Below are 26497 nucleotides of genomic sequence, written 5' to 3'. Positions count from 1 at the left end.
TTGTCCCGACAATAGGAGAGACACCATGACCGAAACAGTTTTGGCTGGGGGCCTGCGCACGGGGCTTGGCGCGTTTGGCGGGAGCCTTTCAGGGCTGGACATGACCGACGTGGCAGGGCGCACCGCTGCCGCCTGTGTGGCAAGCGCGGGGATCGCGCCCGAGAAGGTGGACCACATCGTGTTCACTACAACGGTGCCGTCGGACCGCGACAGCCTGTTCGCGGCGCGGGTGGTCGGTGTGAAATCGGGCATCCCGGAGACAGCGGGTGCGCTGGGTGTCATCCGCGCCTGCGCCTCCGGTTTGCAGGCGATTATTTCGGCGGGCCAGCAGGTTGACAGCGGGCATTCGCGCATTGCCATCGCCGGTGGTGCCGAAAGCTATTCGCGGGCGCCCCATGCCATCACCACGCTGCGCGGGGGCGTGGCGCGCGGGCCCGCGCAGGTCGAAGACATGCTGGACTGGGCCTATCGCTGCCCCTTCAGCCAGGAATACATGGGCGATACGGCGGAAAACCTTGCCGACGATTATGGGTATGACCGCGACGCGATGGACGCCTGGGGCGCGATGAGCCAGGAACGCGCGCTTGCCGCCCAGTCCAGCGGCTTTCTTGCGCGGCAGATCACGCCGATCACGATCAAGACAAAGTCGGGCTCTGTGGTCTTCGACACCGACGAATGCCCGCGTGCCGATGCCACGGCGGAAAAACTGGCCCGTTTGCGCCCCGCTTTCCGCGAAGGCGGCCGGGTCACGGCGGGCAATTCCTCTACGGTGAACGATGCGGCGGGGTTCATGCTGGTTGGGAATCGCGCCGCGCTGGAGGCGGAAAACGTCGCCCCGCGCGCCCGCATCAGGGATTGGACGGTTGTTGGTGTACCCGCGCGGATCATGGGCCACGGACCGGTGCCCGCGATCACGGCGCTATTGGAAAAGACCGGCCTGAGTATTGCCGACATCGACTATTTCGAAATCAACGAGGCTTTCGCGGCGGTGAACGTTCACGCCGAGGCGCAGCTGGGCATACCGCGCGACCTGCACAACCTCTACGGTGGCGGCATTTCTCTGGGGCATCCGCCGGGGGTGACGGGCGTGCGTATGGCGCTGACGGCAATGCAGCACCTTGAAGATACGGGCGGGCGCCGGGCGATCCTGTCCATGTGTCTTGGTGCCGGTCAGGGCATGGCACTGTTGCTGGAGCGGGTGTGATGCAGACGTTATTTGCCGGGTTGGAAGCTGCTGCCGCGAAATGGCCCGATCACCCGTTCCTATGCACGCCGCCCCACGCGGGCCGGGGATACCTCCCCGACGGGTCCGAGTGGACCTATGCGCAGGTGCTGGCGCAGGCCAGCGCCCTGTCTGAAAAGTGGCGCGACGCAGGTTGGGGCAGGGGGCATCGGGTGGCGCTGGCACTGGACAATCACCCGGCCCATGTCGTTCACTTTCTGGCGCTGAATGCGCTTGGCATCTCGCAAGTTCCGGTAAATCCATATTATCTTCACCACGAGCTGACCTATCTTCTGGAACACTCCGAAGCGCAGGCCGCCGTTGCCCTTCCGCGCAACCGCGCGCGGTTGGAAGCGGCGGGGCCGTTGCCGGTGGTTGAATGGGACGACACCAGCGCGGTGGATGCTTTCGTGCCACCGCCAGCCCCGTCTTCGCCGCAAGAGACCGCGCCGACTCCGAACAGCGAAATCGCCTTGGTCTATACATCCGGCACGACCTCGCGGCCCAAAGGGGCGATCCTTGACACGGCCTATGCGATTGCGGCCGGCCGCTGCTACGCAGACCATGGCGGCGCGCTCACACTGCGCGAGGGGGTCGAACGCGTCTATGTGCCGCTGCCGTTCTTCCACGTGAACGCGGGCATCAACACGCTGACGGCGGCGCTTCTGACCGGGATATGCCTGATCGTGCCCGACAGGTTTCACGCGGAAACCTGGTGGGACGATCTGCGCGCCACGCGGGCGACCGCATTCCACTATCTTGGGATCATCCCGCCCGTGCTGATGAAGGCACTGCCCCGGCCCGATGATGCAGATCACGGTCTGCGGTTCGGCCTTGGGGCCGGAATTGACCCCGCGATTCATGCGGCATTCGAGGCGCGGTTCAACGTGCCTATGGTCGAAGTCTGGGGTATGACCGAAACAGGGCGCTTCCTTGCGGCCTGTCACGCGCCAAGGCAGGTCGACACGCGCGCCTTCGGGCGCCCGATGCCCGGTCATATGGAGGCCCGCGTTGTCGACGACTCTGGTGCCGAAGTGCCGCCAGATACCCCGGGTGAACTGGTGGTGCGCTTTTCGAAAGACGCGCCGCGATCGGGGTTCTTCAGTGGATACCTCAAGAATGCCGAGGCCACGGCCGAAGCCTGGCGCGATGGCTGGTTTCATACCGGCGATGTGGTGACCCAAGGCGACGACGGGATGCTGTTCTTCCTTGAGCGGTCAAAGAACCTGATCCGCCGGTCGGGCGAAAACATATCGGCGGCTGAGGTGGAAGATGCGCTTGTCGACCATCCGGCGGTGGGGCAGGTGGCCGTATTGTCGGTGCCCGACAAGATGCGCGACGAAGAGGTGATGGCCGTGGTCGTCCCTGCCAAGGGTGCGCAGGCCGATGACTCCACGGCCAGGGACATTCTGGAATTCGCGCGTCAGCGGCTGGCCTATTACAAGCTGCCGGCGTGGGTGGTCTTTCGCGACAGCCTGCCGGTGACGGGCACGCAGAAGGTGCAAAAGCACCGGCTTTTCGAGGCTGGGGCAGATCCCTGCGCCGATCCTGCAGCGATTGATCTGCGCGACGAAAAGGCGAACCGCCGGAAACTACAGGCATGACCATCGCAAGCGGGCGCTGGTTATCGCTTGGGTTTTGCGCTGTTCAGCCTTCCGATCGGGGTTTGCGAATTGGCCACAGTTGCCGCATCTCGCCTGTTCCCTTTGTTTTTTGTATGCAAGACTGTTGACGACCAAACGTCCGGTCAAAGAGCGGCGAAGCTCTGCAGGGGGACGTTCCAACGATCTGATAAGCCTGTCGAGACGAGAGACAATGCCGAAAACCACCGAGAAACCCGCGACACCGGCCACCGGGCGCGGCAAGGGCGGCAAGAACCGCCGCGCAGACATTCTGCGCGCTGCTGGCACACTGATGGCGGCAAAGGGATACGATGCCACGTCGATGCGCGATATCTCGGCCTCTGTCGGGATGCTGCCCGGGTCGGTCTATTACCATTTTCCATCGAAAGAAGCGTTGTTTGTCGAATTGCACAAAGACGTGGTGCAGGCGATGACCGCACGTGTGCGCGAGGCGGTGGAAGGCGTTTCCGACCCTTGGGAAAGGCTGCGCCTGTCGGCGCGGGCGCACCTTGAGGGGTTGACCCAGAACGACAACCTCGTGGCGATTGTCTCGCCGCAATTCATTCGCGACCAGACCGAGGTTGCAAAGGTCGTGACCGACCATCGGCGCGAGTACGAGCAAATCTTCCGCGACATCTTTGCCGCGCTGGACTTGCCCGAAGGTACCGATGCGACGATCCTTCGGCTTGGGCTGTTCGGGTCTTTGAACTGGGTCCCGGTCTGGTACGAACCGGATGGGCCGCGGCAGCCAGCCGAGATTTCCGACCAGTTCGTTGCGGTCCTGAAAAACGCGTATGCGCCGCGCGATTCTGGCCAAAACTGAACCATTGGCAGGTCGGGCGCATGTCTACGGAGCTCAACTGAGTAGCTGTTGGCGTTGCGCGATGCAGCACGCTCAAGCGTGGTAAAGCGGGGTGTGCATAGGTGACCGGCCGCCGCATTCTGCGGCTACGAATGATTGACTCCGCCGGGCTGCCGTGCCAATAAAGCGAACGTTCGTTTGGTTTCGGGGAGGGGATCATGAACGGCGCTGACCGACAGTCTATATTGGGGCCGGAGCTTATAGCGGGGCCGAAGCGCCTTGACCGATTTGCCCGCTTGCCGGGTGCGATCAAGGCGGCTGACTCGCGCGGGCGCAGGGTGTCGCAGGTGCTGAAACCTTCGATCTTCATCTGCTCGCATCTCGATCCCCAAAAAATTCAACTGTCGCAGTTCGCGATGATCCTGCCGGGGGCAAGGGCTGGGTGTGGAACGCGATGCTTACACCCGGTGCGACCATGACGGGCCGTGAAGTGGCAGAGCGGCTCCAAATCCAGATGACTGACGGGCCCGGAAGCTGCAGATGGCACGCGACAGGCAAAGAGGCTGCTGGCTTGGCGGAACACCGGTGCGCCGTACTACGAAAGGACTGGTCCCATGATCGACACGCTTGATGACCCGCAGGTCTATCTTCCCGATCTTTTCGCGACACATGCGCGGCACTACCCCAAGAAAACAGCGGTTGTCTGCGGGGGGCAGTCCCGCACCTGGGGTGATTTTTCCAGCAATATCAATAGGGTTGCGCATCACCTGATTGGCTGCGGCCTGCGTAAGGGCGACAAGGTCGCCGTGATGATGGGCAATTCCATCGAAACGCTCGAGGCGATTTTCGGTGTGGTTCGGGCAGGCGGGTGCGTCGTGCCCTTGTCCGGGCTTTTGACAGGCGAACAACTGGGCGGGTTGCTGGCCGACTGCGGCGCCAAGGCTGCCATCGTCTCTGATGCTTTTGCAGACCGGGTTCTGCCCCTGCGCGACGATCTGGGCGCGATCACAGAGTGGCTCTCTCATGGGTTCGATGCGTCTGGCTGGACTGCAATCGAAACGGTTCTGGCAAGCGAAGCAACAGACGCGCCCGACGTGCGCTATGAGCTGACGGATCCGTTCAACATCATCTATTCCTCGGGCACGACCGGCCTGCCCAAAGGGATCGTGCAGACGCATCGGGCCCGGATGCATTGGGCCTTTTCGAACGCGGTCGAAATGGGCTTTGACGCGGGCGCGCGTGCCCTGGTGACGACGCCGCTCTATTCCAACGGGACATGGCTGATGATGCTGCCTGTGCTGTTCGCAGGTGGTACGCTGCATGTCATGCCCAGCTTTGACGCGGCAGAGTTCCTACAGACGGTCGAGCGGGAAAGGATCACCCATACCTTCATGGTTCCGGCGCAGTACATCATGGTTCTGGATCGCCCGGAGCTGGACCGCGCTGATCTGTCGAGCCTGAAAACCGTCTTGTCGGCGGGGTCGCCTCTGCGGCGCGATACAAAGCGGCAGGTGATCGAACGCATCTCGCCCGGGCTGTTCGAGCTCTACGGTTACTCCGAGGGGTTTGCCTCGATCCTGAGACCGTCTCAGCATGACGAGAAATTCGATACCGTGGGCACACCGGTGATCGGCTTTGAAGTCTGCATTCTGGATGAGGAGGGTCGCCAGCTTCCGGCTGGGGAAGCGGGCGAAATCGCAGGCTATGGCGCCGGTATCATGACGCAATATCACGACCGCCCCGAGCAGACGGCCGAGCTGATCTGGCGGGATGCGCGCGGGCGCAGCTTCATCCGGTCGGGTGACATCGGGATGCTGGACGAGGACGGGTTTCTCAAGATCCTTGACCGCAAGAAGGACATGATCATTTCGGGCGGGTTCAACGTGTTTCCCAGCGACGTGGAAACCATCGTGGGCCAGCACCCCGATGTGAAGGACGTGACGGTGATCGGTGTGCCGCATCGAAAATGGGGCGAAAGCTGCCTCGCGCTGGTGATCCCCGCAAATGCAGAGTCTGCCGATGTGGATGCGATCCTCGAGTGGTGCAACGCGCGTCTGGCCAAGACACAGCGGCTGGTCGGAGTGGAACTGCGCGACGAATTCCCGCGCAATGCCTTGGGCAAGGTGATCAAGAAAGATTTGCGCGCGCCCTATTGGGACGGCGTCGACAGCTGAAAATCAGGGCCCGTGCAATGCGGGTCTGACACGACGCGCGCGGCCGAAAGCTGTGCGGCAAATGAACCGGCCTGACACGGGCGACATAACTACCGGAGAAGGGCGATATGGCTCAGGGGTCTGCGACGTTAACGGTGAACGAAGCGGTGGCACGGATCACCTTTTCCAACCCGGATCAGGGTTTCATGGACGAAGCGATGGAGGCAGAGCTTGCCGGGGCGGTGGCAGAGGTGTGCAGCGCGCCCGGAATTCGTGTCTGTGTGCTGACCGGCGGCCTGCCGGATGTGTTCATCCGGCACTACGATCTGAAAGTGCTTGCCCCAAAGGCGGCCGCAATGGCGGAGCGTGGGCTTTCGTTCACGACAGACAGGCCGGTGCCGGAAGGGATGATCCACAAGGCGATGCGGCAGATGGAGGCCAGCCCGGTGATCTTTATCGCGGCGCTGAATGGCACGGCGATGGGCGGCGGGTTCGAGCTGGCACTGGCCTGCGATCTGCGGCTGGTTCAGAACGGCGATTACCAGTTCGGCCTGCCCGAGATCAATCTTGGCATCCTGCCAGGTGCCGGAGGAACCCAACGGCTGCCCCACCTCGTCGGACAGGCCCGCGCCCTGCAGATGACCCTGACCGGCCAAACGCTAAGCCCGCAGAAGATGGTCGACTGGGGGCTGGCAATTGACTGCGTGGCTGACGTGCAGGATGCGGCGCATGATTTGGCCGATCAGATCAGCCGCAAACCCGCGCGGGCAGCTGCGCACATCAAGCAATTGGTGCGGCGGGCCAAAAGCCCATCAGCCGAAGGATTGGCCAACGAACGCACGTTGTTCTGCGATCTGATGGTGCAGGAGGACGGGCAGAGGTTGCTTGCAGAAGGAGCCTCTGGGCAGCGCCGGATCACCGACGCGCCCTAGGGACGCCGCGTTCAGGCGCTGGGCGCCTCCAGCAGGATGACAGAGCAGGCCGCCTCGTCGAACCCGATCACCCCGCCGCCATTCTCTGCCATGGCGATCCTGGGGGCTTCGGTCTGGCGGTCGCCGGCTTCTCCGCGCAGTTGCAAAGCCAGTTCGTGGATCATCGACAGGCCGGTCGCGCCCACTGGATGCCCCTTGGACACAAGACCACCCGACAGGTTGACCGGCAGGCGGCCGCCAAGCTTGGTCGCACCGCTTTCCACGAACGCCCCGCCCTTGCCCGTGTCTGCGAAGCCCAGCATTTCGAGCTGGAAGATTTCGCAGAACGACGTGGCATCGTGCAGCTCGATCAGGTTCACATCCGAAGGCGACAGGCCGGATTTGGCATAGGCCTTCTGTGCCGCGATACAGCTCAGGCCCGGCTCGGCGGGGTCGCGATATTTTCCCCCAGTCAAGACCGAGGCGCGCACCTTGACCGCACGTGCGCGCACCTCTGGTGGCTGTTTCGCCAGAAACTCTTCCGAAACAAGAAGCGCCGCAGCCGCGCCATCTCCGATCGGTGCCGCCATCGAGCGTGTGATCGGCCACGAGACGTCGCGATCCGCCAAAGCCTCTTCAACGCTGACTTCGAACCGATATTGCGCCTTGGGATTCATAGAGCCGTGCCAGTGGTTCTTGGACGCGGCAATCGCGATCTGTTCCTGCGTGGTGCCAAAGGTCTTCATGTGCCACGCGGCTTGCATCGCGTAGGTGTCCATAAACACCGTGCCGCCCCCGCCATTGGGGTCAAACGGTTTGCCGGATTCGGCGCCGCGCTTTTTGTAGTATTCATGCCATTCCGAGGCATCCAGCTGGTCGATCCCGCCCTCGAAAATTTCAAGCGTGCGGTCCGGGTCTCCGGGCACAAAGGTCTTTTCCACCCCGATCGCCAGCGAAACTTCCATATCGCCAGATGCGACATCCTTCCACGCCCCGTGAAACGCCATCGACGCGGTCGCGCAGCCACCTTCGACGTTGATCAGGCCGATCCGCTCGGGAAACAGGCCCTCGCGGACCAGCGGGGTGAAACAGACCTGTCCGCGGATGTTGCGCTGCCCGAAGGTGCCCATGCCGCAATTGCCGAACCAGCCCTGTTCGATGGCATCGCCATTTTCCCACCCCGCGTCCTTCAACAGATCAAGATACACTTCGCGGGTCAGCGCCTTGAAGCAGTCGCCGGGGCGTTTGCCAAAGGCGGTACAGGCCGTGGCCAGAACATAAACGTCACGCATCGTCATCTCCTGCGGTCAGTAGAATTTTACCGTTCCGCCCTGGACGGGCGGCATGGGCCAGTGCCTCTTTGATACCTGTCAGCGGGTAGGTTGCCGCAACCTCGGTCTGAAGCACACCTTCGGACATCTTGCGGGCAAGAAAGTCGTTCAGATCGCGGACCTGATCCGGGGTGGCGGTGCGATACCAATCAAACAACCAGAAGCCCCGTAGCCGCACATCACGGAAAACGGTGTCGCGCGGGGCGATAAGGTGATCTTGCCCAGACAGCAGGCCATAGGCCACAACGGTGCCGCGATCCGCAACGGATGCCGCCAGTACGCCGGTTGCCGTGCCGCCCACGGCATCCAGCGCAAGCTTTGGCGCCGTTTTGGCGGCCTCTTGGATCGCGGCGACAAGGTCGGTCTCGCCGTCGTCGACGATTATGGCGGTGGCACCGTCGTCTGTCAGCGCCTTCGCCACATCGGCGCGGCGTACGATGTTGATGCTGTTCAGGCCGCGTTCCCGCGCAAAACGGATCACCATGCGGCCCACGTTGGAATTGGCGGCGTTCTGCAAGATCCAGTCGCCCTCTGCGAGGTCGACCATATCCGATAGCATCAGATGCGCCGTGGCCGGGTTGGCCCGCATCAGTGCCGCCTGTTGCGGGTCGATGCCTTCGGGCGCCTTGGGGGCCATGCGTTCGTGCAGGATTACCGTGTCTGACCAGAATCCGCCGCCCACAGGCAGCACCGCATCGCCAACCGCAAGGCGCGTGACGCCTGCGCCGACGGCATCCACGATACCCCAGGCCCCGACGCCCGGTGTCGCGGGCAGGTCGATCGGTTCGGCGCCATAGCGGCCTTCGATCGACAGCAGGTCGGCGGGGTTGATCGTCATCACCTTGTTGCGGACCCTGACCTGTTTCGGCCCTGGATGGGGATCCGGTTCTTCCACAATTTCGATCACGTCCTGCGGGGCGCCATGGCGACGGAAAAGGGCGCGTTTCATGGTTGCGTCCTCTTGGCGTGGCAGGATGCCAGGGCGCTTGCGAAAGGTTGAAAAGCCGACATCACAGCACCTTACCCTTCTAGCTTGACGGGCAGGCGGCGTGTGCCGCGCGGGACCATCGCATCGAGCCATTCCGGCGGATTCTCTGCATCAAGCGCAAGGTCGGGAAAGCGGTCAAACAGCTTTCGGATCGCGATGCGGCCTTCTTCGCGGGCAAGTTTGGCACCAAGGCACAGGTGGATCCCCTGTCCGAATGTCAGGTGCCGGTTCTGCTTGCGCGTGATGTCAAAACTGTCGGCATCGTCGAACATCTGTGGATCGCGGTTGGCCGAGTTGACCATCACGAACACCCGCTCGCCCTCGCGAAGTTTGCGGCCATGAAAGTCGTGATCCTTGGCCACCACCCGGACCAGCGCATTGGTTGGCCCGTCGAATCGCAGCACCTCTTCGATGGTGGTGTCGATCAGGTCCGGGTCGGCACGCAGCTTCGACAATTCGTCGGGATTGCGCAGCAAGAGCAACGTGGCATTCCCGATCAGGTTGGTCGTGGTTTCATGCCCGGCGAACAGCACAAGGATACAGGTTGCGACCAGTTCGTCATCGCTCAGCTTGTCGCCTTCGTCGCGGGCATTGATCAAATCCATCAGGAAGCCGGGTTTTGGATGTGCCGTGCGCTCTTCGATCAGCTTGCGGAAGTAAGTCGACATATTGCGGCAGCCTCGTGCTGCACGCTCGTATTTGTCTTCGGAATTGCGCGCGCCTCCGATGAAAACGGCCATATCGTCAGACCAGTCCTTGAAATCGTCCAGCATGTCGCGCGGCACATCAAGCAGGTCCATGATGACAAAGGCGGGCAATTGCAGCGCATATTCCTTGATCAGGTCAACATCCTTGGTGCCTGCGGCGGCCAGCCGGTCAAGCAGCAGATCGCTTATGTCTTCGATCCGGGGGCGCATTTCAGCGATGGCATCGGCGGTGAAGGCATGGCGCATGATACGCCGCACGCGTGTGTGGTCGGGCGGATCGCGAAACGCCAGCCACAGGTTCAGGTAGCGGACGATGTCCTTCAGCAGCAGCGCATCGGCGGGCGGCAGGGATTGGTAGAACTGCAACAGCCGGTTGACCGACAGGGTATCCGAGAGAAGCAGATCACGCACATCCGTATAGCGAGTGACGATCCAGGATTTCAGCGAGGGGCTCCAATGAACCGGGTCCTCTTCACGCAGGCGCGCATAAACGGGAAACGGATCGGCCATCACCGAGGGGTCGGTGGGGTCGTAAACAAGATCCTTGGGGCGCGACGACGCAGGCATGGGAAAACCTTTCGAGCAACGTTGACATCAACCAAACGTTCGTTTGATATTTGAACCTGTGTACGATGCGTGGCGCGACAGTTCAAGAGAGTTTGCCGTGCCGCAAGTGTGGGGCCTGACGTGCGAACGGACCGCAACCGACCAAGGCAGAGCCGCGCAAGACCAGCGATATACGCAACAATCAAAGCCATTCGGGAGGAGACAGGATGATCACAGAGGGGCAGGCGGCAATCGTATCGGGCGGTGCGTCAGGGCTGGGAGGAGCGACCGCTGACATGCTGGCGGCGGCTGGCGCGAAGGTCGCTATTTTCGACATGAACGCAGATTTGGGACGCGCCAAGGCCAAGGCTCTGAATGGCGCCTTCTTTCAGGTCGATGTCACCGATGCGAACAAGGTAGCGGCGGCAATCGCCGATGCCGAGGGCCTGCATGGCAAGGCGCGCATCCTTGTGAACTGCGCCGGGATCGGCCCCCCGGCAAAGGTGATCGACCGTACCGGGCTTGCCCATTCGCTTGAGGCGTTCAACGCGGTGATCAATGTCAACCTCTCGGGCACTTTCAACGTCTTGTCGAGGTTCGCGGCGGCATTGCACGATGCCGAGCCGCTGGGAGAAGAGCGGGGGGTTATCATTAACACGGCCTCGGTGGCCGCGTTCGACGGGCAAATCGGACAGGCGGCCTATTCCGCGTCCAAGGGCGGGGTCGTCGGGATGACACTGCCGATCGCGCGTGAACTGGCCCGCTATGGCATCCGGGTGATGACCATTGCGCCGGGGATGTTCCTGACGCCGATGCTGGAAACCCTCTCGGAAGAGATTCGCGCGTCGCTGGGGGCGCAGGTTCCATTCCCCCGACGGCTTGGCCAACCGGCAGAGTTCGCGCAACTGGTGCAGTCCATCATTTCGAACCCGGTCCTGAATGGCGAGACCATTCGCCTTGATGGCGCGATCCGTATGGCGCCGAGATAAGCGCGCAATGGGGCCGCCGCGCTGCGCCGGCATCGTGTTTTCGCGCCAATCCGACCAGCGCGGCAACACTGTAGACGCTGACAAAACAATGCCCAAATTTATCCCTACGAATCGAGCGGCACGCCCTAAGATTGTTTCTGTGATGGTCGCAGTGTGCCTGTAGTTGATCGAATGTCTCTGTTCTGAACGGAAAAATGGCGCAATTGTGGCAATGATTTGCCGCAACCTTTGCGAGATTTACTTTGTGGTTAACACTACAGGATCACGCCGAAACCATGAACGTATTCGGGTCGTGCTCACCTATTAGAGATATGTAATCTAAAGATTTTAGTGTTGCGTGGCATGGGGTGAACCGGGCGACTGCAAGAGGTGAGCCGTCGTGAAACCCGCCAGGGCGGGTCAGGTCGCCATCTTCGTCGCCAGAATGCCGACAATTTTCGCTTTATGTGACTAAAGGCTGGGGATATTCCAGATACATGCCCTGCTGGGGGGGCATCAGCAATTCCGGTCGTGGGGGCGACCGCATGTTTGCGCTGGTCCGACCGATAGGTCCGGACGCTGCCGTGAACGCAGGTTGGTGCGGGCCTTGGCCCCGTGCAACGCCCCTGCGCGCGTCAGACAGCTGCCTCACATGCCGGTTCACGACCATGTGTGCCCTCTCGGGGGCTGGTTTGTGTGTGCCCGGTGTCCTGCGGGCAGGTGCGTTCGCACCTCGAGGAGTATGTGATGACGCAATCGAGCGATTTTGACAGTTCGGCCGTGACGAATTTGATCGGCCTATGGGATTTTTCGCAAGGCGCCACCACGCATGACACGGGGCTGGCGGATGGCCTGGCCCAGAACGGCGAATTCGCGGGCAATGCCTATGCCAGCGGCGGGAAGGCCTATTTCGATGGTTCGGGCGACCGTTTCGACGTGCGCGGTGAAGATGCGCCTTTTGACGGCGACCAAGGCACAATCGAAGTTCAGTTCAGCCGCGCCGGTCATGTCGGTTCGGATCCGGACACGCTGGTGAACCGGGGCGAAGCGGCAGATGCCGCAACCGAGGGCTATTTCAACATCGCCGTCACCTCGAACGGCGCGGTGCGGGTCACCCACGTCGCCAACGGTGAAGAGGTGGCGTTGACCTCGCTATCCGGTCTTGCAGGCATCGGGCAGACGGTGAACGTGAAATATTCCTGGGATGCCGAAACCGGCGGACAGCTGATCGTTCAGAACCTAAGCACTGGTGCAAGCCAGACGCTGAGCCATGCGGTGACCGGGTTGGACATGGACATCGGCGACAATGATGACGAACGGTTCACCTTTGGTGCGCGTGAATTCGACGACGGCGCCTATGACCAGTATTTCAAAGGCAGCGTTTCGCATGTCGCCGTTTACGATAGCCTGATGCCGGAGCTTGACGGCGTGGTTGAAGGCACCGTCGGCAACGATACCATCGACATCGCCTATACCGGCGATCCCGAGGGCGACCGGATCGACAACAACGATGCGCTTTCCCCGGCCGGATCGAACGACGATATCGTCGATGCGGGCAAGGGCGACGACATCGTGAAGGCCGGTGATGGCAATGATACCGTCTATGGTGGCGGGGGCAGCGACTATCTGGAGGGCGGCGCGGGCAACGACATCCTGTATGGTGACAGCGTGCTTGGCGGTGCGAACCAGGGGGATACCGTCACGGCGGTGCGCGAAAGCTTTGAATGGGACAAGGCGCCGAACGCGGCCAACACACAGCCGGTGGCGAACAACGCGGATCTGGACCACAGCTTTACCCAGAACACCGGCTCGGTAAACGTCACCTACACCGCCGTGACCCAAAGCAGCGGCGTCGACACCGTCTACTCGGACACCGCCCAGAACATCGCGGGCGTGCAGGGTGACGGCACGGCCATCGACGCGACCAGCGGGCTATCCTCGACCACCAACGGGCAGAACAACTATGCCCGGTACGAGCTGGGTTTCTCGGCGGCCGTTTCGAATGTGTCTTTCAACATCAATGACATCGACGGCGATGCTCAGGTGCGGATTTCGGCCTGGGATGCGTCGGGCAACCCGATCCAAGTGACGCTGATCGGCGGTTCGGCGATGCAGCTGCTCAACGCCGACGGTGTGGCCGGTGCCGATACGGCCGATGCCAACGAAGGCTATGGCGATGCCACCGATGCAAAGCATACGCTGAACGTCTCGATTGCGGGGCCCGTCGCGAAGATCAGCATCGAGCATTATCAGAACGGCAACGATAATTCGGGCGTTCTGGTGACGGATGTGTTCTTTGACGCCCCCCAGCCTGATCCGGGTATCCCAGGCAACGACACGCTGATCGGCGGCATGGGCGACGATGTTCTGTATGGCGAAGACGGCGACGATACGCTGGAAGGTGGCAGCGGTAATGATCAGCTGTTCGGTGGCGACGGAAATGACACGATCACCGGCGGCTCGGGCAATGATTATGTCGAAGGCGGCGACGGCAACGATATCATCGATACCTCGGGCCCGAACAACACGAACCTGCCGGACCGGGGCTTCCCCTCGTACAACGGCTTCCCGGCGGTTCCCGCGGATCCGGACGGCTTCAACGACCGTGACACTGTATACGGCGGCGATGGCGACGATACGATCACCACGGGCGATGACAACGACACCATCTTCGGCGGTGCCGGCAACGACACCATCGACGGCGGCCTGGACGATGACACCATCGACGGCGGCGACGGCAACGATTTCATCGTTGGCGGCGAAGGGTCGGACACGATCAACGGCGGCAAGGGCGACGACACGATCTATGGCGGGTTGAACCCGGCCTATCCGGACGCGACCAACATCCGCGACGACGGCTCGGCCGGGCAGCCCGATCCGGTGACCGACAACGGCAAGGACCTGATCCACGGCGGCGACGGCAACGACACCATCTATGGCCAGGACGACGACGACACCATCTATGGCGATGACGGTAACGATTACATCGACGGTGGCATCGACGACGACACCCTATACGGCGGCGCCGGGAACGACGTGATCTATGGCGGTCAGGGCAACGACCTGATCGACGGCGGCACCGACAACGATATCCTATTTGGCGGCGACGATCGCGACACTTTCGTCAAAGTGAACGGCGGCGACGAAGTGTTTGGCGGGGCGGGATATTCGCTATCCCCGTCCGATGATTACGACACGCTGGACCTACGCGGGTCGCTACCTGCGGGCGGCAGCCTATCCATCAACATCTCCGGCCCCGACAGCGACGGCAACGGCTTTGACGGCACGGTGGATTTCACGGACGCGTCGGGCAACCTATCGACGCTGATCTTCACCAACATCGAAAACATCATTCCCTGCTTCACGCCGGGAACCATGATCGCGACACCGCAGGGCGAACGCCTGGTCGAAACGCTGGAAGCGGGCGATCGCATCATTACCCGGGACAACGGGTTCCAGGAAATCAAATGGATCGGGGCCACGCGCGTGGATGCGCAGCGTCTGGCCAGCGCGCCCCATCTGCGCCCGGTTCTGATCCGGCAGGGCGCCCTGGGCAATGATCTGCCCGAACGCGACATGATGGTCAGCCCGAACCACCGGGTGCTGATCACCGGCGACAAGACAGCCCTCTATTTCGAAGAGTCCGAGGTTCTGGTCGCGGCCAAGCACCTGACCGGGCTGCCGGGCATCGAGATCGTCGACGTCGCTGAAATCACCTATATTCACTTCATGTTCGACCAGCACGAGGTCGTGCTGTCCGACGGCGCCTGGACCGAAAGCTTTCAGCCGGGCGATCACACCCTGGCCGGTATCGACGCGGATCAGCGCCGCGAGATCATCGAACTGTTCCCCGAGCTGGACACCACGGCGGGCCTTGGGGCCTATGCCGCCGCGCGGAGGTCGCTCAAACGGTATGAGGCGCAGCTTTTGTTGCACTGATACCTAAAATTTTAGGGCATTTCGACTAAAGCTGCCGGTTTCTGGCAGCGGTCGGAACCGCCCGGAACAGCCCCGACTATGCAGCTCGCAATCGCGATCACGGGGCGCGCAGGCGGCGCCGCTCAGGCCCGCCACAGGTGGACGAGAGGCCGGCACGCCGGGGGCGGCGGCCGGTCTCTCGGATACCCTGAAGCAAAACGTTATTCGATTTTCGATAAGAGGAAACACGCGATGGCAATAGAGTGCTCAGCTGCGATATTTCTTCACCAAATATTTCCAAGAGACAAAACAAACAAAAGCAACGACGCTGAGTATTGTTGAGTAAAAAAGAGTCGAAGCAAACAACAGCAAGTGCCAAGGCCGGCTGATGTGTTCATTCGTAATGATAGAGTGTGCTAGGCCCAAAAGAAAAAATGACGCCGGAAGTAGAACTGATAGAAACATCAGTAGCTTCCTGCGTTTGTTCTGGCTGCGCAAAGCCAGAAAAAACGAAATGATAGAGATAGCGATTGCTGGTACTGTTAAATGGTTTAAGCCAATCATTGCAGCTCGCTCATGTGAGTATGCTAAAGAACGTCTTTTCTTACTGAACTGTATCCAGGTTTTCTAACACGCTTGCGGGTTTCCGTCATGATATTCAGATAGTTCGCAGCAAAGATCAGCGCCGCGCCCAGCAGGATCCACGGGTCCAGAGGTTCGGCGTAAAGCACCATGGCGACGATGGCGATGGTGGGCAGGCGGGCAAAATCAAACGGCACCACAACCGAGGCAGGGGCAATCGACAGGGCCGTGGTGATGCAGGTATGCGCCACCAGCCCGCACAGCCCGATCAGCGCCAGCCAGGGCGCGGTTTGCGCATCGGGCAGCAGGATATCGCCGTCATACCCGGCGGTGACCAGACCAAGCACCAGTTGCAGGGCGGTGATCCAGAACATGATGCCTGCGGTGGCCTCGGTACGGGTCAGTCGCTTTGTGCAGATGTGAGTCCCTGCGAAAAAGATGGCGGCGACGGCGGCGGCCACAAAGCCCATGTTGATATCGGCCGGATCGGGGCGGGCGACGATGAGGATACCAAGAAACCCCAAAGCCGCGCAAAACCCGCGCGTGCGCGTCATGGTTTCGCCGAGGAACAGCGGCGACAGCACCAGCACCCAGAGCGGTGCGGTGAATTCCATCGAAAACACCAGCGCCAACGGGGCGATGGTGATGGCCAGGAACCACAGGTTCTGCCCGGTGAAATGCAATATGTTGCGCGTAATGTGCAGCCCGATGACTGGCGTTTTCACCAAACGCCACTTGCGCGTGGCCGTCAGAAAGATGGCTACGGCGATCAGCCCGAACAGGCTGCGGTAGAGCATGATTTCAAAGGTATCGGCCGCGTGGCTGACGGCGCGACCGGCGATCGCCATCAACGTGAACGACACGATGGCGCCAATCATCCACAGCGCTGCCTTGAACGTGGCGTTCATACCTGCCCCTGCGGCGCAGCCGGTTGAATGGCGCTCCTCCCGCCCTGCATTGCGGGCTCCTCCTCAATCGCCGCGTGCTTTCGGTGGCCTTAGGCGGCCCTCCGTTTTATTCCCACTCGATCGTGCCCGGAGGTTTCGAGGTGATGTCATAGGTGACGCGGTTGATGCCCGGCACTTCGTTGATGATGCGGGTCGCGGTTTCGCCCAGGAAATCGTGGCTGAACGGATAGTAATCCGCTGTCATGCCATCAACGCTGGTGACCGCGCGCAGGGCGCAGGCAAAATCATAGGTGCGCCCGTCGCCCATCACGCCCACGGTGCGCACCGGGAGGATGGCGACAAAGGCCTGCCAGATGTCATCGTACAGCCCATGCTTGCGGATCTGGTCGATGTAAACCGCATCCGCCTTGCGCAGGATCTCCAGCTTGTCGCGGGTAATTTCTCCGGGGCAGCGGATCGCAAGACCGGGGCCTGGGAAGGGATGGCGCCCGATGAAGCTGGCCGGCAGGCCAAGCTCGTGGCCCAGCGCGCGCACCTCGTCCTTGAACAGTTCGCGCAGCGGTTCCACCAGCGTCAGGCCCATCTTTTCGGGCAATCCGCCCACGTTGTGGTGCGACTTGATGGTGACCGAAGGCCCGCCGCTGAACGACACGCTTTCGATCACGTCCGGATACAGCGTGCCCTGCGCCAGGAACCGCGCGCCGTCAATCTGGTCGGCGTATTTCTGGAACACGTCGATGAACAGCCGCCCGATGGTCTTGCGCTTCACCTCGGGGTCGCTCACGCCTTCCAGTTCGCCAAGGAACAGATCCTGTTCCTGCGCGTGGATCACCGACAGGTTCATGTGGTCGCGGAACATGCCCACGACTTCCTCGGCCTCGTTCAGGCGCAGCAGCCCGTGGTCGACGAAAACACAGGTCAGCTGATCGCCGATCGCCTCGTGGATCAGCGCAGCGGCAACCGAGCTGTCGACGCCGCCGGACAGCGCGCAGATCACCTTGGCATCGCCCACCTGTTCGCGGATGCGGCGCACGGCCTCGTCGCGATAGGCATCCATCGTCCAGTCGCCCTTGAACCCGGCGAGGCGGACAAAGTTTTCGTACAGCGTCTTGCCGTTCGGGGTGTGATGCACCTCGGGGTGGAACTGCACCGCAAAGAAATTGCGCGACAGATCTGCCGTGATCGCGAAAGGCGCGTTGGGCGAGGTGCCATAGACCTCAAAGCCGGGCGCAATCTGGCTCACGTGGTCACCGTGGCTCATCCAGACCTGTTCGCGGGCTTCAAGGAACCAGCCCGCCAGCAGGTCGATCCGCTGATCGTCGGGCGTAACATAGGCGCGGCCGAATTCGGCGGTGCCGTGGCCGCGTTCCACCTTGCCGCCCAGATCGTGCATCATGACCTGCTGGCCATAGCAGATACCAAGGATCGGCACGCCAAGGTCATAGACCGATTGCGGCGGGCGCGGAGAGCCTTCGCGCGTGACGCTGTCGGGGCCGCCCGAAAAGATCACCGCCTTGGGCGCGAATTCCGCCAGGAAGGCATCGCTCACGTTCTGGTAGGGGTGGATTTCGCAGTAGACGTTCAGCTCGCGCAGGCGGCGCGCGATGAGCTGCGTGACCTGGCTGCCGAAGTCGATGATGAGAAGACGATCATGAGTCTGTGTCATGGCCTTGGCATTAGCGACCAAACCCGAGGCGTGCAAGCGCGCGAATGGGGTGGGGCGGGCTTTCCCGTGCCTTGGGACGCGCATCACGCAAAGGCATGTCGCTTTTTGCCCGCAAGGGGCGTCTTTGGCGCGCGGGCAACCGTGGGCTCGGGCTAGATCAACAGCCAGAGTGCAATCGGATTCCGGGGATCAGAGATGTCAGAACAAGCGGCACGCAAGCGGACTCGTGGCGGTGGCGGAGCAGCGCGGCGCGCTGAACGCACCGCCGTGGTGATCGAAACGGCGAAATACATCGAGCGCAACATCCCCAACTTCGAAATTCTGAACGAAGAGGCGCTTGAGATCATCGAGACCAATGCCGAAACGGTTCTGGCCGAGATCGGTGTGAATTTCGTGAACAACCCTGCCGCGCTGGAACGCTGGCGCAATGCGGGTGCCGATGTCGATGGCGAGCGGGTTCGCATCCCGCGCGGTCTGGCACGTCAGCTGTGTTCCACGGCGCCGCGCGAATTCACGCAGCACGCGCGCAACCCCGAAAAGAACGTGGTGATCGGCGGGCGCAACCTCGTCCTTGCTCCGGTCTATGGGCCGCCCTTCGTGCGCGACATGAACGGCGGGCGCCGCTATGCAACGATGGACGATTTCCGCAAGTTCGTGAAACTGGGCTACATGTCGAAGTGGCTGCACCACTCGGGCGGCACGGTCTGCGAACCGACTGACATCCCTGTAAACAAGCGCCACCTTGACATGCTTCAGGCGCATATGACGCTGTCGGACAAGCCGTTCATGGGGTCGGTCACCGAACCCAGCCGCGCGCAGGACAGTGTCGAGATGTGCGAGATCCTGTTTGGAAAGCAGTTCGTGCAGGACAACACGGTGATGACCTCGCTTATCAACGTGAACTCGCCCATGACGTTTGACGACGTGATGATGGGCGCGATGGAGGTGTACGCCGAGAACAACCAGGCCTGCATCCTGTCGCCCTTCATCGTGGGCGGCGCGATGGCGCCGGTCTCGGTTGCGGGGACTCTGACGCAGGTTCTGGCCGAAGTGCTGGCCGGCATCGCCTATAACCAGCTGGTGCGCCCCGGTGCCCCGATCATCTTTGGCACCTTCGTAACCTCGATCGACATGAACTCGGGCGCGCCGACCTTTGGCACCCCCGAAGCGTCGCACATCCTCTATGGCGCGGGTCAGCTGGCGCGGCGGATGAATCTGCCGTACCGCTCGGGCGGCGGGCTGTGCGGGTCGAAGCTGCCCGATGCGCAGGCAGCCTATGAAACGTCAAACACCCTGAATGCGGCGCTGATGGGCGGTGTGAACTTCATGCTGCACGCCTGTGGCTGGCTGGAAGGCGGGCTGGTCTCGAGCTTTGAGAAATTCGTGATGGATGCAGATCAGCTTGGCGTGCTGCACCACCTCGCGCGCGGAGTCGGCGTGACCGAGGAAGACCAGGCCATGGGCGCCATCGCCGAGGTTGGCCCCGGCGGGCACTATCTGGGCTGTGCCCACACGCAGGCAAACTTCAAAAGCGCTTTCTGGCGGACCAACCTGCTCGACTACAAACCTTTCGAGACCTGGGAAGAGGAAGGCGCGCGCGATACCGTGACGCTGGCGGCGAAGCGGGTCGAAACCCTGCTGAATACCTATCAGCAACCCGAGCTTGACCCGGGGATCGCCGAGGCGCTTGACGCCTATGTGGCGACCAAAAAGGCCAGCATGCCCGACGCCTTTACCTGATCGGCATCTCGCTGGTCACGACCGTCGGCATTGTCGAGGCCAGCAACCGCGACTCGCCCATCATGGCGATCAGGATGTCCACGTGCCGGGTGAGTGAATACCCGGCATCTTCGGATTGGCGCTGTTCATTCAGCGCCACTTCCATTTCCAGCAACTGCAACAGCGCGGCGGCCGGCCTTGGTGCTGGCCCATACCCCAGTATCCGCTTGAGATGCCTGTCGCGCGAGTAGTCCTGTGCCCCAAGCCGCGCGGCCCGGATCAAGAGGCGGGGGCGGCGTAGCCGGTTCAACATTGTCATTATATCTTGCATGGTTGCATTCCATGTTTGGCCCCACGCTTTAACAATGGCACAGAAATTCGGGTGTTGCCTGAACCCGCATGAGACCGTGCGCCCTGTTCATTGGCGTTTATCGTTTGGAAACAATGATAAACCGCACGTTGTTGTTAACAAACAGGTAACCAAATCGCCCCTAGGTTGTGGATAACTCTTCCTTAACGAAAGCGCTCGGGACAGCGCTTGGGACAGGTACTCACATGGTAAATTCGCTTTTCACTCCGCGCGCGCCGCGCTGGGTTCCAAAACCGGCGTGGCGCTATCTGCTGCATACGGAAAAGGAACTGTCGATCCGCGATCTGGCGCGCACCGCTCAATGCCACGCCTCGACCATATTGCGACAGATCCGTCGCATAGAAACGCAGCGCGATGATCCGCTGGTTGACGAGGCACTGGAGTTTCTGGCGCGCACCTACTTCCCGGGGGCCAACCCTCACGGCGGAAAGCCGAGCCTTTCCCGCAAGATGGAAAATGGAACTCACGTCATGGATAATGAACGCAAAGACGCCTTGCCCGATACCGTCACCCTGAATGCCGAAGCCGCACGGATTCTGCGTCGGTTGTGCGAAACCGGGGCGGTGCTTGCCGTCGCCGAGAACATGGATAAGGCGGTTGTGGTTCGCGACGATGGCACCGGTGCCAATGCGCGCACGGCGGTGGTCGATTCAAGCATTGCACGGGCGATGGCATTGAAACAGTGGATAAACTGTGCCGTGCCGGGACGCCTGTGCCGCTATTACATCACCGCGGCCGGACGCAGCGCGCTTGGCAAGCTTGTGGCCGACCAGGAAAATCAGCGCCGCAGCGATGTTGAGTTCGGATTTGCCGATGCAAAACAAGCGTTTCTCGGTAAAGGCTCAACCGAGATCACAATTGTCGACCCTGATGACGAACGGCCGCGACGCGTGCGCTATAACATGGCGGAAAGCCCGCTGATCGCGCTGGCCCGGCGCAAGGACAAGGATGGCAAGCCGTTCCTGTCGGATGACCTGGTGCGCGCGGGCGAGCGTTTGCGCGAAGATTTCGAGCTGTCACAGATGGGGCCGCGCGTGGCCCAGAACTGGGACAGGTTCCTGACAGGCGGGGCGCGCGGCGACATGGCGAAAGCGCCCGATCTGCCGCGGGGGCCTGCGGCGGCGCGCGATCGCGTGGCGGCTGCGCTGACGGATATGGGCCCGGGCCTGAGCGAGGTGGCGTTGCGCTGCTGCTGTCATCTTGAAGGTCTGGAAGCAGCTGAACGGCGGTTGGGCTGGTCGGCCCGGTCGGGCAAGATCGTGCTGAGGATCGCTCTGCAGCGGCTCAAGCGGCACTACGAAACAACCGGATCGTCCGACCGCATGATTGGCTAGGCTGATCCATGCAAGCGTAGATCAGGATCGTTTCGGCGCCGACCAGGACCGCGCCGCGCCTGTGGATAACCACGAAAAAACCGGAAACCGATTCGCTTTTGAGCTGGGTTAGTTTATCAACTCACGTCCATTTGCATGTAACTGTCGGATCGTCGTTGCGTCAGCGCCACAGGTGCGTTTCCTTACTGGAAACAATCGTTAATAAATTCACTACGGTGCTGGTTCGTTAAAACTGTTGGCGGGCGCCCCTTTGCGGGGCGCCCAAGCGTTCAAATCAGGCTGCCTGGCCTTTGGCGTCTTCGCGCAGCCAGTCCAGAACGGTTTCCGGCGACGAGATGCCGTAGGGGTCTTCGCCGTGGTTGTCGCACAGGCCGGGTTCTTCGAACCAGGCTTCGATCTTGCCATCGTTCACGATGGCCGCGTAACGCCACGAGCGCAGGCCAAACCCAAGGTTGTCCTTGCGCACCAGCATGCCCATGCGGCGGGTGAATTCGCCCGAGCCATCGGGGATCACCTTGACGTTCTTCAGGCCCTGCGCTTCGGCCCATTTGTTCATCACAAAGGCATCATTCACCGACATGCAGTATATTTCGTCGACACCCAGCGCGGCGAAATCGGCGAATCCGTTTTCAAAGCCGGGCAGTTGGTAGGTCGAGCAGGTCGGGGTGAAGGCGCCGGGCAGCGAGAACAGCACAACCCGCTTGCCTGCGAAATAATCGTCGGTTGTCTTGGCTTCCCAACGGAACGGGTTCGGGCCCTCGATGCTTTCGTCGCGCACGCGGGTCTGGAAGGTGATTTTGGGCAGGGTCTGACCGGTTTTCATCAAACGTCCTTTCTTCGAGGTGGAGGAGTCTTGCAAGCAGCAATGCTGCGCTGCGGCTTGACCTAAGGCGATTCCAGCCGGGCCTCAACCACCTGAGAGGTGAAGTTTTGTGAAAACCTGCCATGCGCGCGAAATGCGAGCAGACAGAAGAAGATCCGCACGGAACTGCATGTTCTTTTGGCGCAGAACAAACCTGTTCGCACGCAAAACCCTTGGGGCACCGTGCCGCGCCGCGGCGTCTTACGCCGGAGCCTTGCCGACCTGATCCTCTGCCTCTTTCAGATGGGCCTGCGCCTCTTTGTGGGCCTGCTGCACCGCCTTGATCGCGCGCAGAATGTCGGCCTTGGCCTCCGAGGCTGCGATTTCCTTCTTCTGTTTCTTTTCAGCCGCCTGATAGCCGTTGTGAATGTCTGCCAAGGCCTCGAACTGCTTTTGTGCCTTTTTCAGGTCACCCAGCGCCTTCTTGGGCGCCTCCACCGCCAAGTCCTGTGCTGACTTACAAAGGTCCTTCACTTTTTTCAGCATGGTGGTGGCGACTTTCTGGTTCTTCTTGCCTTCTGCGGGCTCCAGAATCTTGGGCAACTCTTTCGGCGCGGATTTTTTGACCTCTTTCTTCAAAAGCGTCTCGATCGTGCGCTTTTCATTCGCGGCATAGAACACTTCGGCCACTTTCAGTTTGCTGAAGACCTCGGCGGCTGTCTTCACATCCTCCAGCGCGGTGGCCGACTCCTTGATAGTGGCGGTGATTTCTTTCTTCGCGGCAGGCGCTTCCTTGCTTTTCTTCACGCTTTTCTCGATGGCGTCGTGGCGCTTTTTCCAATCCAGATACAGCTTGTCCGCGTTTTTGCAGTATGCCTCCAACGCCTTGAGTTGCGTCTTGTGAACCGCCGACTGTTTCTTCCATGCATCAAGGGCGCGGGCGAAATCCTTGTCTTTCTGGAAATCCTCGGGCTTGGCGCCCTTGATCCCGGCCTTTGCGGCTGCCGCGATCGTTTCGCGCAGCGTATCTTCGGCATCCCATGCCTGTTTCAGCGCGTCGATCAGCGCCTTTCGCAGCTTCTCGGCGTCGCTGGCCTTGACCGGTTTGAACTTTGCCTTCTGCTTCCTGAAATCGGTTTGAAACGTCTCCCAGTCTTTCTGCATGGCGCATCCTCCGCATGACGCATGAGCCCCCCGAACCGGGGCATGATGCCGGATACCACCCACTGCCGGCACGTTCTGTAATTCAGGCCACACAACCCGGCTGCACGGCGTGCATGGCAGAACTGCGTGGCTGGCACTTTCCCTTAAGCTCGCTTATGTTATGGCAAAGCTTTCAGCGATACCAAAGGCAAACCCGTGCGCGATCTCAAAATTCCCGCCCAGCGCCATCCTGAAAAGGCGCATCGTCCCGACAATGCCCAGCCAAAGAAACCGGCCTGGATCCGGGTGAAGGCGCCCGGCGGGAAGGGGTATGCCGAAACCGCCAAGATCATGCGCGACAACAAGCTGACCACTGTCTGCGAAGAGGCCGGATGCCCCAACGTCGGCGAATGCTGGAGCCAGGGCCACGCCACCATGATGATCATGGGCGAGGTCTGCACCCGCGCCTGCACCTTTTGCAACATTGCCACCGGCAAGCCGCCCGAGGCGCTGGATGCGTTCGAGCCCGGCCGCGTTGCCCATGCGGTGGAAAAGCTGGGTCTGAACCATGTGGTGATCACCAGCGTCGACCGCGACGATATCGAAGATGGCGGCGCCGACCATTTCGCCCAGACGATCCGCGCGATCCGCCATCGCAGCCCCGACACGACAATTGAAATCCTGACTCCCGATTTCATCCGCTGCGGGCCCGAGGCACTTGAGGTTGTGGTCGAGGCGCGGCCCGACGTGTTCAACCACAATCTGGAAACCGTGCCGGGGCTTTACCCCGAGGTACGGCCCGGCGCGCGCTATTTCCATTCGCTGCGGCTGTTGCAGCGAGTGAAAGAATTGGACCCGTCGATGTTCACCAAGTCGGGCATCATGGTCGGCCTTGGCGAAACCCGCCAGCAGGTCGTTCAGGTGATGGAGGACATGCGCGCCGCCGATATCGATTTCCTGACCATCGGCCAGTACCTGCAACCCACGCCCAAGCATCACGCCATCGACCGTTTCGTGACGCCCGAGGAATTTGCGAACTACGAAAAGACCGCCTTCAACAAGGGCTTTCTGATGGTTTCGGCCACGCCTTTGACGCGGTCGTCTTATCACGCGGGCGACGATTTCGCCCGGCTGCGCGACGCGCGGCAAAAGAAACTGGGCATCGCTTGAGGAAAACCAGATGGACTACAGCAAATCCGGCGCGCCGAAGGGCGCGAAAGGCGTTCCCCGCCACAGCGAGCATAACGCCAAGGGCAGCCGCAAGAACCCGTTCGGCAAACCCGACCCCAAGGCCGCGCTGATCGCCCGGATGAAGGCGGCGGCAGAGGCGAAAAAGCCTGAATAGGCCCGGCTACTGCGCCGGGGGCACCGATTTCACATAGGCGGCGATGGCTTCGCGGTCCTCGGCGGTCAGCTTGGCCATGTTGGCGATCACGTCGGTCATCTCGCCGCCCGCGCTGTCGAATTCAGGGGTGAACCCGCTTTCCAGGTAATAGGCGATGTCCTGTGCGGACCAGCTCAGGCTGCCAGGGTCGATCCCCGGAATGCGCCCGTCGCCCGAAGGGTTGGGCGCACCTTGCAGCCAGCGCGCGCGGTCCAGCCCACCGAACTGGTCGCGCGGCGTGTGGCATTCGGCGCAATGGCCCAGCGCCTCGACCAGATAGCGGCCGCGTTCAAGTTGCGGCGTGTCGGCGGGCATCACCCAATCGTCGTCAAGGTACAGCCGTTTCCACAGCCCAAGCCCGCGGCGGATGTTGAAGGGAAACCCAATGTCATGCGGCTGGCTTGCCACGTCCGAGGGCGGCAGCGTGTCCATGTACGCCTTCAGGTCGGCCACGTCCGGCAGCGTCATGTGCGTATAGGTGGTATAGGGCAACGAGGGGTAATAATGCTGCCCCTCAGGCGACACGCCGGCAATCAGCGCATCGGCCAGATCGGCCGCGCTCCACCCGGCGATGCCGGCGTCGGAAGGGGAAATGTTTGGCGCCACAAAAGTGCCGAAGGGGCTGTTGATGCGGTAGCCACCGGCCAGCACCAGACGCGCGTCGCCCTCGGCACCGGGCGTGGCATGGCACGAGGCGCAGCCTGCTGCCCAGAACACGGTTTCGCCCCTCGTGGCGTCGCCTTGGGGCATATTCGCAGTATCCGCCCGCTGGGGCGCCGAAACGGCCCAGCCGACCGCGCCTGCGACCACGGCGGTGCCCAGAAGAAACCTGACTGCTTTGTTCATGGACGTGGCCTCCGGCGATGGCAAGAGGCGGCCCCGTGAAAGGCCGCCCCTTTAGTATGGCACGTTTGTGCGACGTTACGAATTCGGTTTGCGGTAATCTTCATGACATGCGCCGCATTCCTTGCCGACGGCGCCAATCCCGCCACGCAGGGCGTCGAGCCCGTCGCCTGCGGTGCTGGCCAGCGCGGTGGCCGCCTCGTGCAGGGCGGCGGAATGATCGCCAATATCGCTGCCCTCGGCCCAGATCGCGGGCAGGGCGCTCGTGGCCTCGCCCAGCGTGTCGCTGTCGCTGCCCATCGGCCACATCGCCATCTGGTTCATGCCGGACAACGCGGCCAGGTTGTTCGCGGCGGCGCTGGCCGCTTCTGCATCATAGTCGATTTCACCCTTTGCCATGCCACCCAAGGTGCCAAGGTTGAAAGCATAGAGCTGCATCGTTGCCTGACGCGCCTTCACGGCCTGCATTGCGGCCTTGTCGGCATGTGAATCGCCGATGGCGGCCGTCGCGGCGATACCGGCAAGCGCCAGCCCTGCAAGCAAAGTCTTTTTGAACGTCATGTGTCTGGTCTCCCTGG

At 61.7% G+C, this 26497-nt stretch carries 21 protein-coding genes; 11 read left to right on the top strand and 10 right to left on the bottom strand.

The features are described from left to right. The first annotated feature begins 25 nt into the window (after positions 1–25). The 5 genes from FGK64_RS13185 to FGK64_RS13165 all read left to right on the top strand — a co-directional run bounded on the left by FGK64_RS13185 (position 26) and on the right by FGK64_RS13165 (position 6731). Positions 26–1204, top strand: coding sequence for a thiolase family protein (locus tag FGK64_RS13185; protein WP_138864228.1), 1179 nt, complete (start codon positions 26–28; stop codon positions 1202–1204). Beyond that, positions 1204–2826: an AMP-binding protein gene (locus FGK64_RS13180; protein WP_138864227.1), complete on the top strand. Its 1623-nt coding sequence runs from the start codon at positions 1204–1206 to the stop codon at positions 2824–2826. Before FGK64_RS13185 ends, FGK64_RS13180 begins: the two co-directional genes overlap by 1 nt. Positions 2827–3037: 211 nt before the next feature. Beyond that, on the top strand, positions 3038–3667 hold the full coding sequence (locus tag FGK64_RS13175; protein ID WP_138864226.1) for a TetR/AcrR family transcriptional regulator: 630 nt from the start codon (positions 3038–3040) through the stop codon (positions 3665–3667). Positions 3668–4260: 593 nt separating this feature from the next. Next, the gene (locus FGK64_RS13170) at positions 4261–5820 is read left to right on the top strand and encodes a class I adenylate-forming enzyme family protein (protein WP_138864225.1); all 1560 of its coding nucleotides are present in this window, start codon (positions 4261–4263) and stop codon (positions 5818–5820) included. Positions 5821–5927: 107 nt separating this feature from the next. Further along, positions 5928–6731, top strand: a complete 804-nt coding sequence (locus FGK64_RS13165; protein ID WP_138864224.1) for an enoyl-CoA hydratase/isomerase family protein — start codon at positions 5928–5930, stop codon at positions 6729–6731. A gap of 11 nt (positions 6732–6742) precedes the next feature. On the opposite strand, the gene FGK64_RS13160 is transcribed toward FGK64_RS13165, so the two are convergent. The 3 genes from FGK64_RS13160 to FGK64_RS13150 form a co-directional block, all read right to left on the bottom strand. Beyond that, positions 6743–8002, bottom strand: a complete 1260-nt coding sequence (locus FGK64_RS13160; RefSeq protein ID WP_138864223.1) for a thiolase family protein — start codon at positions 8000–8002, stop codon at positions 6743–6745. Then, the gene (locus FGK64_RS13155) at positions 7995–8990 is read right to left on the bottom strand and encodes a zinc-dependent alcohol dehydrogenase family protein (protein ID WP_171054065.1); all 996 of its coding nucleotides are present in this window, start codon (positions 8988–8990) and stop codon (positions 7995–7997) included. The genes FGK64_RS13160 and FGK64_RS13155 overlap by 8 nt, the downstream gene beginning before the upstream one ends. A gap of 71 nt (positions 8991–9061) precedes the next feature. Then, positions 9062–10303, bottom strand: coding sequence for a cytochrome P450 (locus FGK64_RS13150; RefSeq protein ID WP_138864221.1), 1242 nt, complete (start codon positions 10301–10303; stop codon positions 9062–9064). A gap of 206 nt (positions 10304–10509) precedes the next feature. On the opposite strand from FGK64_RS13150, the gene FGK64_RS13145 reads away from it, so the two are divergent. Both FGK64_RS13145 and FGK64_RS13140 read left to right on the top strand, forming a co-directional pair. Further along, positions 10510–11271 (top strand): SDR family NAD(P)-dependent oxidoreductase, encoded by a 762-nt coding sequence (locus FGK64_RS13145; RefSeq protein ID WP_138864220.1) that lies wholly within the window; start codon positions 10510–10512, stop codon positions 11269–11271. A gap of 726 nt (positions 11272–11997) precedes the next feature. Further along, positions 11998–15189 carry a Hint domain-containing protein gene (locus FGK64_RS13140; protein WP_138864219.1) on the top strand — a complete coding sequence of 1064 codons (3192 nt, stop codon included), beginning with the start codon at positions 11998–12000 and terminating at the stop codon, positions 15187–15189. Between the two features lie 566 nt (positions 15190–15755). Here FGK64_RS13140 and FGK64_RS13135 read toward each other — a convergent pair. Both FGK64_RS13135 and guaA read right to left on the bottom strand, forming a co-directional pair. After that, positions 15756–16658, bottom strand: a complete 903-nt coding sequence (locus FGK64_RS13135; protein ID WP_138864218.1) for a DMT family transporter — start codon at positions 16656–16658, stop codon at positions 15756–15758. Between the two features lie 106 nt (positions 16659–16764). Beyond that, a complete protein-coding gene (gene guaA / locus FGK64_RS13130; protein ID WP_138864217.1) occupies positions 16765–18324 on the bottom strand; it encodes a glutamine-hydrolyzing GMP synthase in 1560 nt (519 codons plus the stop codon). Between the two features lie 195 nt (positions 18325–18519). On the opposite strand from guaA, the gene FGK64_RS13125 reads away from it, so the two are divergent. Next, on the top strand, positions 18520–20064 hold the full coding sequence (locus FGK64_RS13125; protein ID WP_138864216.1) for a trimethylamine methyltransferase family protein: 1545 nt from the start codon (positions 18520–18522) through the stop codon (positions 20062–20064). On the opposite strand, the gene FGK64_RS13120 is transcribed toward FGK64_RS13125, so the two are convergent. Continuing rightward, complete coding sequence (locus tag FGK64_RS13120; protein ID WP_138864215.1) at positions 20057–20374, bottom strand: DUF6477 family protein; 318 nt, start codon at positions 20372–20374, stop codon at positions 20057–20059. The two genes, FGK64_RS13125 and FGK64_RS13120, sit on opposite strands and share 8 nt — an antisense overlap. A gap of 224 nt (positions 20375–20598) precedes the next feature. Here FGK64_RS13120 and FGK64_RS13115 point away from each other — a divergent pair, with 224 nt between their 5' ends. Continuing rightward, on the top strand, positions 20599–21747 hold the full coding sequence (locus tag FGK64_RS13115; RefSeq protein ID WP_138864214.1) for a DUF6456 domain-containing protein: 1149 nt from the start codon (positions 20599–20601) through the stop codon (positions 21745–21747). Positions 21748–22021: 274 nt separating this feature from the next. On the opposite strand, the gene FGK64_RS13110 is transcribed toward FGK64_RS13115, so the two are convergent. Together FGK64_RS13110 and FGK64_RS13105 are read right to left on the bottom strand one after the other, a co-directional pair. Continuing rightward, positions 22022–22570, bottom strand: coding sequence for a peroxiredoxin (locus FGK64_RS13110; protein ID WP_138864213.1), 549 nt, complete (start codon positions 22568–22570; stop codon positions 22022–22024). A gap of 240 nt (positions 22571–22810) precedes the next feature. Further along, the gene (locus FGK64_RS13105; RefSeq protein WP_138864212.1) at positions 22811–23713 is read right to left on the bottom strand and encodes a hypothetical protein; all 903 of its coding nucleotides are present in this window, start codon (positions 23711–23713) and stop codon (positions 22811–22813) included. Positions 23714–23908: 195 nt separating this feature from the next. Here FGK64_RS13105 and lipA point away from each other — a divergent pair, with 195 nt between their 5' ends. Further along, positions 23909–24862 (top strand): lipoyl synthase, encoded by a 954-nt coding sequence (lipA, locus tag FGK64_RS13100; protein ID WP_138864211.1) that lies wholly within the window; start codon positions 23909–23911, stop codon positions 24860–24862. A gap of 10 nt (positions 24863–24872) precedes the next feature. Further along, positions 24873–25037, top strand: a complete 165-nt coding sequence (locus FGK64_RS22175; protein WP_171054064.1) for a hypothetical protein — start codon at positions 24873–24875, stop codon at positions 25035–25037. Positions 25038–25043: 6 nt separating this feature from the next. Here the strand turns inward: FGK64_RS22175 and FGK64_RS13095 are convergent, their stop codons facing one another. Together FGK64_RS13095 and FGK64_RS13090 are read right to left on the bottom strand one after the other, a co-directional pair. Further along, positions 25044–25922 carry a c-type cytochrome gene (locus tag FGK64_RS13095; protein ID WP_138864210.1) on the bottom strand — a complete coding sequence of 293 codons (879 nt, stop codon included), beginning with the start codon at positions 25920–25922 and terminating at the stop codon, positions 25044–25046. A gap of 75 nt (positions 25923–25997) precedes the next feature. Further along, positions 25998–26480, bottom strand: a complete 483-nt coding sequence (locus FGK64_RS13090) for a c-type cytochrome (protein ID WP_171054063.1) — start codon at positions 26478–26480, stop codon at positions 25998–26000. Positions 26481–26497: the final 17 nt, after the last annotated feature.

It is taken from the genome of Arenibacterium halophilum (assembly GCF_005938225.1).
Lineage (GTDB): Bacteria > Pseudomonadota > Alphaproteobacteria > Rhodobacterales > Rhodobacteraceae > Arenibacterium > Arenibacterium halophilum.
Note: the sequence above shows the minus strand (reverse complement) of the source record. Positions and strands in the feature narration are given on the sequence as shown.

Coding starts and splice junctions, on each gene's coding strand:
- FGK64_RS13185 (WP_138864228.1), top strand. CDS start 26: ATGACCGAAACAGTTTTGGCTGGGGGCCTGCGCACGGGGCTTGGCGCG.
- FGK64_RS13180 (WP_138864227.1), top strand. CDS start 1,204: ATGCAGACGTTATTTGCCGGGTTGGAAGCTGCTGCCGCGAAATGGCCC.
- FGK64_RS13175 (WP_138864226.1), top strand. CDS start 3,038: ATGCCGAAAACCACCGAGAAACCCGCGACACCGGCCACCGGGCGCGGC.
- FGK64_RS13170 (WP_138864225.1), top strand. CDS start 4,261: ATGATCGACACGCTTGATGACCCGCAGGTCTATCTTCCCGATCTTTTC.
- FGK64_RS13165 (WP_138864224.1), top strand. CDS start 5,928: ATGGCTCAGGGGTCTGCGACGTTAACGGTGAACGAAGCGGTGGCACGG.
- FGK64_RS13160 (WP_138864223.1), bottom strand. CDS start 8,002: ATGCGTGACGTTTATGTTCTGGCCACGGCCTGTACCGCCTTTGGCAAA.
- FGK64_RS13155 (WP_171054065.1), bottom strand. CDS start 8,990: ATGAAACGCGCCCTTTTCCGTCGCCATGGCGCCCCGCAGGACGTGATC.
- FGK64_RS13150 (WP_138864221.1), bottom strand. CDS start 10,303: ATGCCTGCGTCGTCGCGCCCCAAGGATCTTGTTTACGACCCCACCGAC.
- FGK64_RS13145 (WP_138864220.1), top strand. CDS start 10,510: ATGATCACAGAGGGGCAGGCGGCAATCGTATCGGGCGGTGCGTCAGGG.
- FGK64_RS13140 (WP_138864219.1), top strand. CDS start 11,998: ATGACGCAATCGAGCGATTTTGACAGTTCGGCCGTGACGAATTTGATC.
- FGK64_RS13135 (WP_138864218.1), bottom strand. CDS start 16,658: ATGAACGCCACGTTCAAGGCAGCGCTGTGGATGATTGGCGCCATCGTG.
- guaA (WP_138864217.1), bottom strand. CDS start 18,324: ATGACACAGACTCATGATCGTCTTCTCATCATCGACTTCGGCAGCCAG.
- FGK64_RS13125 (WP_138864216.1), top strand. CDS start 18,520: ATGTCAGAACAAGCGGCACGCAAGCGGACTCGTGGCGGTGGCGGAGCA.
- FGK64_RS13120 (WP_138864215.1), bottom strand. CDS start 20,374: ATGCAAGATATAATGACAATGTTGAACCGGCTACGCCGCCCCCGCCTC.
- FGK64_RS13115 (WP_138864214.1), top strand. CDS start 20,599: ATGGTAAATTCGCTTTTCACTCCGCGCGCGCCGCGCTGGGTTCCAAAA.
- FGK64_RS13110 (WP_138864213.1), bottom strand. CDS start 22,570: ATGAAAACCGGTCAGACCCTGCCCAAAATCACCTTCCAGACCCGCGTG.
- FGK64_RS13105 (WP_138864212.1), bottom strand. CDS start 23,713: ATGCAGAAAGACTGGGAGACGTTTCAAACCGATTTCAGGAAGCAGAAG.
- FGK64_RS22175 (WP_171054064.1), top strand. CDS start 24,873: ATGGACTACAGCAAATCCGGCGCGCCGAAGGGCGCGAAAGGCGTTCCC.
- FGK64_RS13095 (WP_138864210.1), bottom strand. CDS start 25,922: ATGAACAAAGCAGTCAGGTTTCTTCTGGGCACCGCCGTGGTCGCAGGC.
- FGK64_RS13090 (WP_171054063.1), bottom strand. CDS start 26,480: ATGACGTTCAAAAAGACTTTGCTTGCAGGGCTGGCGCTTGCCGGTATC.